Annotated in this window: 10 protein-coding genes; all 10 read right to left on the reverse strand. The window is 58.5% G+C overall.

Features of this window, described 5'->3' with window-relative positions; genetic code table 11:
- Positions 1 to 107: 107 nt before the first annotated feature.
- A complete protein-coding gene (locus NMD14_14460; GenBank protein ID XEI31956.1) occupies positions 108 to 1,061 on the reverse strand; it encodes an IS1595 family transposase in 954 nt (317 codons plus the stop codon).
- 127 nt (positions 1,062 to 1,188) lie between these two features.
- Complete coding sequence (gene accA / locus NMD14_14465) at positions 1,189 to 2,139, reverse strand: acetyl-CoA carboxylase carboxyl transferase subunit alpha (protein ID XEI31957.1); 951 nt, start codon at positions 2,137 to 2,139, stop codon at positions 1,189 to 1,191.
- A gap of 15 nt (positions 2,140 to 2,154) precedes the next feature.
- The gene (gene dnaE / locus NMD14_14470; GenBank protein XEI31958.1) at positions 2,155 to 5,634 is read right to left on the reverse strand and encodes a DNA polymerase III subunit alpha; all 3,480 of its coding nucleotides are present in this window, start codon (positions 5,632 to 5,634) and stop codon (positions 2,155 to 2,157) included.
- 38 nt (positions 5,635 to 5,672) lie between these two features.
- Positions 5,673 to 6,263, reverse strand: a complete 591-nt coding sequence (rnhB, locus tag NMD14_14475) for a ribonuclease HII (GenBank protein XEI31959.1) — start codon at positions 6,261 to 6,263, stop codon at positions 5,673 to 5,675.
- Between the two features lie 118 nt (positions 6,264 to 6,381).
- The gene (gene lpxB, locus NMD14_14480) at positions 6,382 to 7,521 is read right to left on the reverse strand and encodes a lipid-A-disaccharide synthase (protein XEI31960.1); all 1,140 of its coding nucleotides are present in this window, start codon (positions 7,519 to 7,521) and stop codon (positions 6,382 to 6,384) included.
- On the reverse strand, positions 7,514 to 8,305 hold the full coding sequence (gene lpxA / locus NMD14_14485) for an acyl-ACP--UDP-N-acetylglucosamine O-acyltransferase (GenBank protein XEI31961.1): 792 nt from the start codon (positions 8,303 to 8,305) through the stop codon (positions 7,514 to 7,516). Before lpxA ends, lpxB begins: the two co-directional genes overlap by 8 nt.
- A 5-nt stretch (positions 8,306 to 8,310) precedes the next feature.
- Positions 8,311 to 8,733, reverse strand: coding sequence for a 3-hydroxyacyl-ACP dehydratase FabZ (fabZ, locus tag NMD14_14490; GenBank protein ID XEI34774.1), 423 nt, complete (start codon positions 8,731 to 8,733; stop codon positions 8,311 to 8,313).
- Between the two features lie 63 nt (positions 8,734 to 8,796).
- Positions 8,797 to 9,816 (reverse strand): UDP-3-O-(3-hydroxymyristoyl)glucosamine N-acyltransferase, encoded by a 1,020-nt coding sequence (lpxD, locus tag NMD14_14495; GenBank protein XEI31962.1) that lies wholly within the window; start codon positions 9,814 to 9,816, stop codon positions 8,797 to 8,799.
- 3 nt (positions 9,817 to 9,819) lie between these two features.
- On the reverse strand, positions 9,820 to 10,332 hold the full coding sequence (locus tag NMD14_14500) for an OmpH family outer membrane protein (protein XEI31963.1): 513 nt from the start codon (positions 10,330 to 10,332) through the stop codon (positions 9,820 to 9,822).
- A gap of 149 nt (positions 10,333 to 10,481) precedes the next feature.
- The gene (gene bamA, locus NMD14_14505; protein ID XEI31964.1) at positions 10,482 to 13,010 is read right to left on the reverse strand and encodes an outer membrane protein assembly factor BamA; all 2,529 of its coding nucleotides are present in this window, start codon (positions 13,008 to 13,010) and stop codon (positions 10,482 to 10,484) included.
- Positions 13,011 to 13,033 lie beyond the last annotated feature (23 nt).

Raw genomic sequence — 13,033 nt, forward strand, 5'->3', positions numbered from 1 at the left:
ATACCAACCCCTCCCCTCACCCGCGAATGCAGACCCGCGCCGTTTCAGGACGCGTTGGGGCAATCACCGCAAGAGCGGTCATCAGCAATAAAAAGGCGCTGTTCCCTTTACGTGTAGGTGAGCCGAGTGACTCCGCCAAGCAGCCATGAACAGGATGTATTCGGCTCCTGGTTCACCACTCGAAACCAAGCAAGGTAGTTTTCCAGGTAGTCTGTCCCTACTCCGTGAAATTTGGCCATCCATTCCCGCCAACGACTCACGTAGTTATTGAGGGTCTGGATGTGGAAAACATCATCTTCTACTCGATGATGAGCGCTGGCGATCAACCGCTTATGGATCACGCCCGGCGCATTCTGTGCAATCGTGCTGTAACTTAGATTGCCATCCGTGCACAGGATTGTTCCCGCCGTGAGGAGTGGTTTTAGGGAAGGTTCGATTTGACTCAGGCTTTTATCTAACAACACAGCATCACTTTCTCGACCATATCGATCTAGTGCGATTAAGAGCGGGACCAAGGGTATATGCCCACGTTTTTTACCCTTCGCGCCCCGGCGTCTTGCTGGACGATCCAGATGACGTCGTCCCTTAAATGATTCGGCTACAAATACCTCATCGGCCTCGACGATCCCGGCCAATTGCTTGGCTCGAGTGGTCAGTGCGTAGCGCAGAAAGCGATGGCGCCAACGAAATGCGGTCTTCAGGTTGATGGCGCACTCTCTGGCTGCGGCTCGCAGCGACAACCCACGACTGAGGCAGTCAGCATAGGCAGCCCACTTGTGCTTGTGATGAAGCCCCGCCAAAGCAGAACCATCCAATTGATTGAATGTTTTGCCGCATGCCTTACAACGGAACCGCTGCTGACCACGAGCACGTCCCCAATGAATGACATGGGAGGAATTGCAACAGGGGCATGCTGCGACAGCCTCGCTCTGGTTTGCCAATGCCTGATGGAGTTGATCACGTTGCAGATGGTGACGAAGTTGTTCCTGGGCGCGTTCTAGCTGGATTGGGTCGAGCTGGGCAAAAGAACGCAGCATTGAGGAAAACGCTTGGCTGTCCATGGCAAGCTCCTTACTCAAATAACCTGAAATAAGTATAACGCTTGCCACCAATACGGCTCTGGAACAGCGCCAATAAAAAGCCCCCGTCGATAACGGGGGCCAGGATGCTCGGGATTAACGGCTGCGCTTAGCAGTAGCCGTAGCCCAGCAGACGCTGGTAGCGCTGCTCCAGCAGTTGCTCGGTATCGAGCGGACGCAGGGCGTCCAGATCCTGCTTGATGCGGGCCTTGAGGTTTTTGGCCATCTTCTCCACATCGCGGTGGGCACCACCGAGGGGCTCGTCGATCACGTGGTCAATCAGCTTGAGCTCTTTCAGACGCTGGGCAGTGATCCCCATCGCTTCGGCAGCTACAGAGGCCTTGTCGGCGCTCTTCCACAGGATGGAGGCACACCCTTCCGGCGAGATGACGGAGTAGGTGGAGTACTGTAGCATGTTGACGCGATCCCCCACGCCAATAGCCAGCGCACCGCCGGAACCGCCCTCACCGATCACGGTGCAGACCACCGGCACGGTCAGACCGGCCATCACTTTCAGGTTGCGGGCAATCGCCTCGGACTGGCCACGCTCTTCAGCACCGACACCGGGGTAAGCGCCCGGGGTGTCGATAAAGGTGATGATCGGCATCTTGAAGCGCTCGGCCATCTCCATCAGACGCAGGGCCTTGCGGTATCCTTCCGGACGCGGCATGCCGAAGTTGCGCTTGATTTTCTCTTTGGTCTCGCGACCCTTCTGGTGACCAATCACCATCACCGGCTCACCGTCGAGACGGGCGATACCGCCGACGATAGCCTTGTCATCGGCATAGGCGCGATCGCCAGCCAACTCGTCGAAATCGGTGAAGATATGCTCGATATAGTCAAAGGTGTAGGGGCGCTGGGGATGACGCGCCATCTGGGATACCTGCCAGGCACCCAGATCACCGAAGATCTTCTTGGTCAGCTCTTCGTTTTTCTTCTCCAGCCGGCGGATCTCGTCTTTCAGATCCACGGCGTGATTGCCTTCACTCACATGTTTGAGTTCATCAATCTGCGCCTGCAACTCGGCAATCGGCTGTTCAAAATCCAGAAAAAGACTCATAGGGCCTTAGAACCTCTAATCAAAAACCAATTCAACCCGCTCTCGTCCAAGCAGGACTCGCAAGTCATCTATCAGTTGATCGGTGGGCGTCACCCGCCACTCGGTACCGAGCGTCAATCGCACCCGAGAGCCGGGGCGACAATAGTTTACCTGAACCGGACAGACTCCGGCACGGGCGGGCTCCAAAATCTCGCACAAACGCGGGAAAAAGCGATCATCAATCCGCTGTTCATCGAGGGAGATGCGGATTGCTCTGGCAAAACGCTCCCTCGCATCGTTGATATCCAGTAATTCTCGAGCCGACATTTTAAGGCCACCGGAGAAGTCATCAAAGCTGACCTGTCCAGAAACCACCAAAATGCGGTCTTTTTGCATCAATTCTTCATATTTTTCCAGCGCTTCACTAAACAGGGTCACATCGAGGCGACCGGAACGGTCGTCCAGGGTGAAGATCCCCATCTTGTTGCCACGCTTGGTCACCATGCTGCGGGCCGCAATCACCAGCCCCGCCGCAGTGGTCACGGTATCGCGGGAGGTGGGATGCAGATCGCACAGGCGACCCGAGGTATAACGACGCAATTCGCTGCTGTACTGGTTGATGGGGTGGCCGGTGAGATAGAGCCCGAGGGTCTCGCGCTCCCCTTCCAGCCACACCTTGTCAGGCCAGTGCGGCACGTTGGCAAACGCCTTCTTGACGTCGTCAATCTCTTCGGTGAGCACGCCGAACATGTCGACCTGCCCCACCGCCTGCGCCTTGGCGTGCTGCTCGGCGGCACGCATCGCCTCCTCCAGGGTCGCCATCAGGGCGGCGCGGTGAGGGCCGAGCCGATCCATGGCGCCGGAGAGGATCAGCTTCTCCATCACCCGCTTGTTGAGCTTCTTGATGTCGACCCGGTTGCAGAAGTCGAACAGATCGCGGAACGGGCCGTCTTGATCCCGGGCGCTCAAGATCGCATCGATGGGGCCTTCACCGACCCCTTTCACTGCCCCGATCCCGTAGACAATATGACCATCTTCGTTGACCGAGAAGCGATAGCGGCCGGTGTTCACATCCGGCGGGATCACGGTGAGCCCCATCCGCTGGCACTCGTCCACCAGAGTCACGATCTTGTCGGTGTTGTCCATATCGGCGGTCATGACCGCCGCCATGAACTCGGCCGGGAAGTGGGTCTTGAGCCAGAGGGTCTGGTAGGAGACCAGCGCATAGGCGGCGGAGTGGGATTTGTTAAAGCCGTAGCCCGCAAACTTCTCCACCAGATCGAAGATCTTCATCGCCAGTTCGCCGTCGACGCCATTTTTGACGGCGCCCTCCTCGAAACCGGCTCGCTGCTTGGCCATCTCCTCGGGCTTTTTCTTACCCATAGCCCGGCGCAGCATATCCGCGCCACCCAGCGTATAACCCGCCAGGGTCTGGGCTATCTGCATCACCTGCTCCTGATAGAGGATGATGCCGTAGGTCGGTTCCAGAATCGGTTTCAGGCTCTCGTGCTGCCACTTCTCGTCCGGATAGGAGATCGCTTCATTACCGTGCTTGCGGTTGATGAAGTTATCCACCATGCCTGACTGGAGCGGGCCCGGTCGGAACAGGGCCACCAGTGCGATCATGTCTTCGAAGCAGTCGGGGCGCAGCCGCTTGATGAGATCCTTCATGCCGCGGGATTCCAGCTGGAATACCGCGGTGGTCTCGTAGCGCTGCAGCAGGTCAAACGACTTCTTGTCATCGATGGGGATGGCGGCGATATCCACCGGCGGCTTGCCCTCTTTGGCAAGACGCGGGTTTATCATGCCGAGCGCCCAGTCGATGATGGTGAGCGTTCGCAAACCCAGGAAGTCGAACTTCACCAGACCGGCGTACTCCACGTCGTTCTTGTCGAACTGGGTGACCGGGTGATGGCCCTCGTCATCGCAATAGAGCGGCGCAAAGTCGGTGATCTTGGTGGGTGCGATCACCACGCCACCGGCGTGTTTACCGGCGTTGCGCACTACCCCTTCCAAGCGGCGAGCCATGTCGATGAGGTCTTTGACCTCCTCATCCTGCTCGTAGAGCTCGGGCAGCTTGGGCTCGGCCTCGAATGCCTTGGCAAGCGTCATGCCCGGATCCGGCGGGATCAGCTTGGAGATACGATCCACAAAGCCGTAAGCGTGGCCCAGTACCCGGCCCACATCCCGCACCACCGCCTTGGCCGCCATGCTGCCGAAGGTGATGATCTGGGAGACCGCATCCCGGCCATACATGTCGGAGACGTGCTCGATCACCTCGTCGCGTCGGTCCATGCAGAAGTCGACGTCGAAGTCAGGCATGGATACCCGCTCGGGGTTGAGGAAACGTTCGAACAGCAGGTCAAACTCCAGCGGGTCGAGGTCGGTGATCTTGAGGGCATAAGCCACCAGAGAGCCCGCCCCCGAGCCCCGGCCCGGACCAACGGGGATGCCGTTGTCCTTGGACCACTGGATAAACTCCATCACGATGAGGAAGTAACCCGGGAAGCCCATCTGGTTGATCACTTTCAGCTCGATGTCGAGACGCTCGTCATATTCGGGACGACGCTCGGCCCGCACCGCCGGATCCGGGAACAGAAACTCGAGACGCTCCTCAAGACCCTCTTTCGACTTGGCCACCAGAAAATCTTCGGTAGTCATGTCGCCGGTCGGGAAGTTCGGCAGGAAGTATTCGCCTAGACGCACCGTCACGTTGCAGCGCTTGGCGATCTCCACCGTGTTCTCCAGCGCTTCGGGGATATCGGCAAACAGCTCGGCCATCTCCTCCTGACTGCGCAGGTACTGCTGGGGGCTGTAGCGACGGGGGCGGCGTTTGTCCATCAAGGTATAGCCATCGTGGATAGCAACCCGGATCTCGTGGGCGTCGAAGTCATCGGCGTTGAGGAACACCACCTCGTTGGTGGCGACCACCGGCAGCTCGAACTCGGTGGCGATGGCCACCGCCATGTGCAGGTAGACCTCTTCGTCGGGTCGACCGGTACGCAGCAGTTCGAGGTAGTAGGCATCGGGGAAGTGGGTCTGATAGAAGGCGACGCACTGCTCGGTCATCTGCCGGTTGCCCTTGAGCAGGAACTTGCCCACATCCCCCTCGCGGCCACCGGAGAGGACGATCACCCCCTTGGCATGCTCGGCGAGCCAGCTCTTGTCGATAACCGGCCGCCCTTGCACGTGGCCGCGCTGGTAACCGCGGGAAATAAGCAGGGTGATGTTCTGGTAGCCGTCGTTATCCATGGCTAGCAGGGTGAGACGGAACTGCTCGTCGCCGAGCTCATCGCTCTGCACCCAGAAGTCGGCACCGACGATGGGTTTGATCCCCTTGCCGTGGGCTGCGCCATAGAAGCGCACCAGACCGCACATGTTCATCTGATCGGTCAGCGCCAGCGCCGGCATGTTGTTGGCCGCCGCCGCCCCGACGATGGGATTGATCTTCTGCAGGCCATCGACCATGGAGAAGTCGGAGTGGACTCGCAGGTGGATAAAACGGGGGTCAGCCATCGTCATCTCCTCTCGCTGCTCAAACTAAATGGCATGGTCTACTCGATCCCCAGTGCGCGGCGCACCGGCTTGAAGCTCTTGCGATATTCGGGCAACGGGCCACGCTCGGCCAGAATGGCGAGGTGCTCAGCGGTCGGATAACCCTTGTGGCGGGCAAAACCATATTCGGGATGACGGCTGTCCAGCTCGGTCATCTCCGCATCGCGGGTCACCTTGGCGAGGATCGAGGCGGCGCTGATGGCGGCCACCAGGCTATCGCCCTTGACCACGGCGCGCGCTTCCATCGGCAGCGCCGGACAGCGGTTGCCATCGATAAAGACCAGCTCGGGGGTGACCTTCAATCCCGCCACGGCGCGCTGCATCGCCAGCATGGTGGCATGCAGGATGTTGAGCTCGTCGATCTCCTCCGGAGTGGCGCGACCGATGGCCCAGGCGAGCGCCTTCTCTTTGATCTCGTCAAACAGAGCGAGGCGCTTCTTCTCGGAGAGCTTCTTGGAGTCGTTGAGCCCCGCGATCGGATTGGCGGGATCGAGAATGACCGCAGCGGTGACCACGTCACCCACCAGGGGGCCACGACCCACTTCGTCCACACCGGCAACCAGCTTGTCGTCAGGAATATCGATCATCATCTTGTAGCCTTGAATCAAAACAGGCCCCGTGGGGCCTGACAGGGGTCGACTGGCGCGGCATTACCGCTCGAAAACGAATGAACGGGTAGCGCGGCGCAATCGACGGTCCGAAATAGCGTTATCTGCCGAGCAGATCCGCCACCGCATCGGCGGCCTGCGAGTCGGCATTGCAGCGGATCAGCTGGTGCAGCTCGGTGAAGGTGTTGACCAGCGCACTGTTGTCGTGCTCGAAGTACTTGCTCACCTCTTCCACCAGATTCTCCGGGGTGCACTCGTGCTGGATGAGTTCCGGCACCAGCATGCGACCGGCGAGCAGGTTGGGCAGAGAGACAAATTCGGTCTTTACCAGTCGCTGGGCCAGCCAATAGCTGAAGGGCTTGAGCTTGTAGCCCACCACCATCGGCTTTTTCACCAGCATGGCTTCGAGCGCCGCGGTGCCAGAGGCCAGCATCACCACGTCAGCGGCGATCATCGCCTCGCGGCCCTGCCCTTCCAGCAGCACCATGTCGAGACCCGGTGCTACCTCGGCCTTGATGGCCATAAACTGCTCGCGCCGTTTCTGGTTGACCAGCGGCACGATGAAGCCGAGATCCGGATAGCGCACCGTCAGGTGTTTGCACGCTTCGAGAAACAGGGGGGACATAAAGCCCACTTCTGCGGTGCGGCTGCCCGGTAGCACCGCCAGCCAGCGGCGATTGGCATCGATACCGAGATTGCGACGCACGGCAGCCTGATCCGGCACCAACGAAATATCGTCCGCCATGGTGTGACCGACAAAACGGCAAGGGGCGTCGAAGCGGTCGTAGAAGGCTTTCTCGAACGGCAGGAAGGCGAGCACCATGTCGGTGGCAGCCTTGATCTTGTGAATGCGGTTCTGGCGCCAGGCCCACACAGAGGGGCTGACATAGTGAACCGTCTTGATACCGGCGCGGCGCAGTTTCAGCTCCACTCCGATATTGAAGTCCGGTGCATCTACGCCGATGAAGATATCGGGCGGATTGGCAATAAAGTGGCGCAACAGTTCGCGACGGACTTTGAGGATGCGCGGCAGACGGCCCAGCACCTCGGTGATCCCCATGACGGAGAGCTCTTCCATCTCGAACAGCGCCTTGACGCCGAGGGCCTGCATCCGCGGCCCGGCGATCCCTTCGAACTGCGCATCCGGGTAGCGGGCCTGCAACTCGCGCACCAGACCGGCAGCCAGAATGTCGCCGGAGACCTCTCCGGCGACGATACCGATACGAACCGGATCAGGCACGGATGATCCCGCGCTCATTGTCTTTGAGGAAGTCCACATAGAGCTGGACGGCCGGTTCGGCTTGCGCCATCTCGATCAGCACCGGCAGCACCTCTTCGATGGTCTTGCCAGAGCGGAAGATCTCTTTGTAGGCACGCTTGACGGCGGAGATAGCCTCCGCGCTGAAACCGCGGCGACGCAGACCTTCGGAGTTGACCCCGAACGGCTTGGCGTAGTTACCAGCAGCCATCACGTAAGGCGGCACGTCCTTGTTCAGGGCAGCGCAGCCACCGACGAATGCATGGGAGCCGACGCGGCCAAACTGGTGAATGGCGGAGAGACCACCGAAGATCACGAAGTCACCGATCACCACGTGGCCCGCCAGGGTCGCGTTGTTGGCGAAGATGCAGTTGTCACCGATGATGCAGTCGTGGGCAACGTGGACGTTGACCATGAACAGGTTACCACTGCCCACCTTGGTCAGGGATTGATCCTGAATGGTGCCACGGTGGAAGGTGCAGTTCTCGCGAATGACGTTGTTGTCGCCAATCTCGAGGAAGGTGCGCTCACCGGCATACTTCTTGTCCTGGCAATCCTCACCGATGGAAGTGTGCTGGAAGATCTTGTTGCCACGACCAATCTTGGTCGGGCCCTTGATCACCACATGGGAACCTACCCAGGTGTTGTCACCGATTTCCACCTCGGCGCCGATGACAGAAAAGGGGCCGATTTCAACCCCTTTACCGATCACGGCAGACTCATGGACGATGGCAGTATCGTGAATGATGGCAGTCTGGTCGATCACGTGTGTTAAACCTCGCGTTTGGCGCACATCAGCTCGGCGGTACAGACCACTTCACCGTCGACGGTAGCGATACCGGTGAACTTGGCAATACCGCGACGCTCTTTCAGGAACTCCACGTCGAGCACCAGCTGATCACCGGGGCCGACCGGGCGCTTGAAGCGAGCGTTGTCGATTGAGGCAAAATAATAGAGTTCGTTGGGAGACGGCTTGCCCACCATGGTAAAGGCCAGGATACCGGTGGCCTGTGCCATCGCTTCCAGGATCAGTACGCCCGGGAACACCGGCTTGGCCGGGAAGTGCCCCTGGAAGATCGGCTCGTTGAACGAGACATTCTTGATGGCACGCAGAGTTTTGCGCTCATCGCTGATCTCGTAGTCGTCCACCCGATCCACCATCAGAAACGGATAACGGTGGGGCAGCAGATCCATGATTTCCTGGATACCCAGGCTCTTCTTTTCAGTAGTCAAAACAGTACCCTATACCAATCGTGATTATTCTTGATCCAGCGTCTTCTCAAGCTTGCTTAACCGCTTGTGCATCTCTTCGATACGCATCACCCGGGCGGCGGTCTTGCGCCACTCTTTATTGGTTTGCAGAGGGATGCCGGAAGAGTAGACACCGGGCTCGGTAATGGGTCGCATCACCATGGCCATACCGGTGACGGTGGCCTGGTCGCAGATCTCCATATGCCCGTTAAAGACAGAAGCGCCGCCAATGATACAGTATTTGCCGACCTTGAGACTACCAGCCATCACGGTGGAGCCCGCCACGGCGGTGCCGTAACCGATCTCCACGTTGTGGGCGATCTGGCACTGGTTGTCGATGATGACGTTGTCAGCGATGCGGGTATCTTCCAGCGCACCGCGGTCAATGGTGGTACAGGCACCGATCTCGACCCGGTTGCCAATGGTTACGCCGCCGAGCTGGGGGATCTTGATCCACTCGCCACGTTCGTTGGCATAACCGAAACCATCGGCCCCGATCACTGTACCGGATTGAACCAGACAGTCGGTGCCCATGGTCACATTGTGATAGAGGGTGACGTTGGCCCACAGCCGGGAGCGAGCACCCAGCCGGGTGTTCTTGCCAACGAAACAACCCGGGCCAATGCGTACATCGTCACCCAGCACCACGCCGGATTCGATCACTGCATTGGCGCCGATGGCCACTCTCTCGCCCAGTTGCACGTCAGCCTCAATAACGGCGCTCGGATGGATATCCGTGGCCGGCTGCGGCGTGGTGTCCAGCAGTTGGGCTACCCGGGCAAAGCCCACGTAGGGGTCTTTGAGCACTAGGGCATTGGTGGGACAAAATGGCAGATCCGCTTCTGTAATGAGCACGGCGGTCGCCTTGCTCTGCTCCAGATAGTGCCGGTACTTTTTGTTGGACAGGAAGGTGATATCCCCCTCCCCGGCCTTTTCCAGTGTCGCTACCTTGCGGATTTCCAGGGTTCCGTCGCCATGAACCTGGGCCCCCAGTTGCTGGGCCAGCTGTGCGAGAGTGAATGCCATCAATTAGTTGCTCTTGCTTACCTGAGAAATAACCTGGGCAGAGATGTCCAGCTTGCTGGCGGCATACGGGGCGGCGTTGCGCTCCAGCACCAGATCGTAACCATTGCTCTTGGCGATGGAGTCGATGGCAGCCTGCACCTTGGTCAGGATCTTGTTGCGCTCTTCGGACTGACGGCGACCGTTGTCCTGCTCAAAGGCTTGACGCTTCTGGTTGAACTCCATCTGCAGCTTGGCCAGCTTCTCCTGGTTCTGCTTCTTCTGCTCGGCGCTCATGAAAGCTTCATCCTTGCGGAACTTCTCGACCAGCTTCTGGCCTTCCTGTTCCAGCTTCTGCAGCTCACGCATGCGCGGCTCGAATTCGCCTTTCAGCTTGGCGGCAACGGCTTCACGCTGGGGCAGCTTTTGGAAGACTTCGCCCATATTAACCACGGCGATCTTGGTCTCAGCGAAGGCAGAACCCATGCCGGCAGCCATCAGTGCAAAGCTCAAACCAGCTACTTTCAACGCTTTATTCACACTTACTCCTTGTTCCCTCATGGTGAGGGCTACCTGATTTACCTGATTATGCAAGCGGCGTTAGGGCCATCTTGTTACCTGGTGAGGCACGCATACCGCGCGTCCCATCATTAAATACCCCCACCACATGGGTGGGGGTGAGACACGAATTAGAAGGTGCGACCGATGTTGAACGAGAAGAACTCGGTGCGATCTCCTTCGTATTTCTTGATTGGCTTGGCCAGGGCGAACACCAGCGGGCCCATCGGCGAGAGCCACTGCAGGGAGACACCGGCCGAGACCCGGATATTGCCCGGGCTGGAGTAGTCCTGGCTCAGATAGTTGCAATCTGCTCCGTCCGCACAAGGGTAAGCACCGTTGGCAAAATCAGTGCTCCAGACCGTACCTGCGTCCATAAAGACGGTGGAACGGATCTGCGGACGGTAGGTCTCGGAGACGAACGGGGTCGGGAAGACCAGCTCCAATGAGGCGACGGCCAGCGCGTTGCCACCCACCGAGGTATCGGAACCTTCGTAGTAGCCAGTTTCACACGGCTGAGAACCCGTGCAACTGCCAGCACCAGGCTTGTTGTAGGTTTTGTAGATCGCCTTGGGACCAATGGTATTGCTCTTGAAGCCACGTACCGTATCGAAACCACCGGCATAGTAGTTCTCGAAGAACGGCAACATGGAGTCACTGCCATAACCCGTGCCGTAAGAAGCGCGCGCTTTGCCGATCATTACCCAGCTATGATCCGCATCGAGCGGGAAGTAGTGGGCATCTTCGGCAGAGAGCTTGTAGTACTGCAGATCCATGCCCGGCACGGTCACCTTGGCGTTAATACGCTGACGATCACCCGCGGTCGGGAACATCCCCTTGTTCAGGGTGGAGCGGGTCCAGCCAGCGGTCACATCAACGGTCACGAAGTCGAGGTTGGCGCCATCTTGCGAGTAGGCATTCCAGAACTGATCCATTTGTTCTGACTGACGATTATCATTCAACTGATTCCAGCAATCGTCGTTCTCATCTACACCATCAGGACCAACGCACTCGTTGTACTTAGTTGGACTAAAGGTAGGACGGCTCAGCTTGGAGCTTTCAATACCGGTACTGAAGTCGAGACGGTTGAATTCGTTAACCGGGAAGCCGCTGGAGAGACGGAAACCGATGGTTTCGTTCTCGTAATCGACGATATCGGCATCATCGGCGCGGAACTGGTTGTAGTAGACCCGACCACCCAGGCTGACACCATCCACGGTGAAGTAGGGGTCGTTGTAGCTCAGGTCAACGTTCTTGGAGTAGTCGTTGGTGCTGGCGTTGATGGAGACCTTTTTACCGGTACCCATGAAGTTGTCCTGGGAGATCCCCGCCTGCAGGCTCAGACCTGACTCGGTACCGTAACCGATACCGGCGTTGATGGAGCCCGCTGGCTGCTCCTTGACCTTGAAGTCGAGGTCAACCAGATCATCGTTGCCCGGCACCCGCTTGGTATCCACTTCGACACTCTCGAAGTAGCCAAGGCGGTTGAGACGGCTCTTGGACTGCTCGATGTTGTCGGAGGAGAGCCAGGTGCCTTCCATCTGACGCATCTCGCGACGCAGCACCTGATCTTCGGTGGTGGCGTTACCGCTGAAGTTGATGTTGCGCACATAGACACGGGGGCCCGGCTCGACGTTGACGATCAGCTCCACTTCCTTGGTTTTGTCATTGACCTGCGGGAAGGTGACCACTTTCGGATAGGCGTAGCCGTAACGGCCGAGGAACTTGGAGAGCACCTCTTCGGTATGAGTTACCTGACTGGCAGAGTAGGTGCTGCCGGCAGCGATCGGGATCAACCCCTTCATCTCGCCACCGCGATCGATCAGATCGCCCTTGAGCTGCACGCCGGAGACCTTGTACTGATCCCCTTCCTTGATGTTGAGGGTGACGTAGACGCCCTTCTTGTCGGGGGTCATGGAGACCTGGGTAGACTCTTGGCTAAAGCGGATATAGCCGCGATCCATGTAGTAGGAGCGCAGGGTCTCGATATCACCCGCCAGCTTCTGCTTCTGATAGCGCTGATCGGCGGTGAAGTTCCACCACGGCACCTCATCGCGCAGGGAGAGCTGGGCAATCAGCTTATCTTCCGGGAAGACGCTGTTGCCAACGATGTTGATCTGCTGGATCTTGGCCGCTTCCCCTTCCACGAAGGAGAACTTGAGGTCAACCCGGTTGCGCGGCAACGGGGTGACGATGGCCTTGACCTTGGCGGAGTATTTACCCACGCCATAATAGAAATCTTCCAGTCCCTTCTCGAGGGAGGTAAGCACGGTGCGATCCAGCGGATCACCCACGCGGATACCGGAGGACTCCAGACTCTGGGTCAGTTGTTCCTCTTTGATATCCTTGTTGCCGGCAAACTCGATGCTGGAGATGGTCGGACGCTCCTTGACCATCACCTGCAGCACCTGGCCGTCACGGTAAACCTTCACATCCTCGAAGTTACCCGAGGCATAGAGCTTTTTGATGGCGCTGGCCAGAGCCACGGAATCGACGGTATCACCGACCCGGATCGGCAGGTTCAACAGTGCAGCACCCAGGGTCACCCGTTGCAGACCTTCGACCTGGATATCTTGCACCACAAAAGAGGCAGGGGCCGCCTGGGCCAGGAAACTGGCACCCAGCAGGCAACTCAACACCAATGCTTTTTTAACAGCCATTTTGTTCTTATGTGTCCTTGTTG

The organism is Aeromonas veronii (assembly GCA_041319085.1).
Classification (GTDB): Bacteria; Pseudomonadota; Gammaproteobacteria; order Enterobacterales; family Aeromonadaceae; genus Aeromonas; species Aeromonas veronii_F.

Excerpts from the sequence above, each read along its gene's own strand:
- fabZ (XEI34774.1), bottom strand. The coding sequence starts at position 8,733 with ATGGATCTGCTGCCCCACCGTTATCCGTTTCTGATGGTGGATCGGGTG.
- bamA (XEI31964.1), bottom strand. The coding sequence starts at position 13,010 with ATGGCTGTTAAAAAAGCATTGGTGTTGAGTTGCCTGCTGGGTGCCAGT.
- NMD14_14460 (XEI31956.1), bottom strand. The coding sequence starts at position 1,061 with ATGGACAGCCAAGCGTTTTCCTCAATGCTGCGTTCTTTTGCCCAGCTC.
- rnhB (XEI31959.1), bottom strand. The coding sequence starts at position 6,263 with ATGATGATCGATATTCCTGACGACAAGCTGGTTGCCGGTGTGGACGAA.
- accA (XEI31957.1), bottom strand. The coding sequence starts at position 2,139 with ATGAGTCTTTTTCTGGATTTTGAACAGCCGATTGCCGAGTTGCAGGCG.
- lpxD (XEI31962.1), bottom strand. The coding sequence starts at position 9,816 with ATGGCATTCACTCTCGCACAGCTGGCCCAGCAACTGGGGGCCCAGGTT.
- dnaE (XEI31958.1), bottom strand. The coding sequence starts at position 5,634 with ATGGCTGACCCCCGTTTTATCCACCTGCGAGTCCACTCCGACTTCTCC.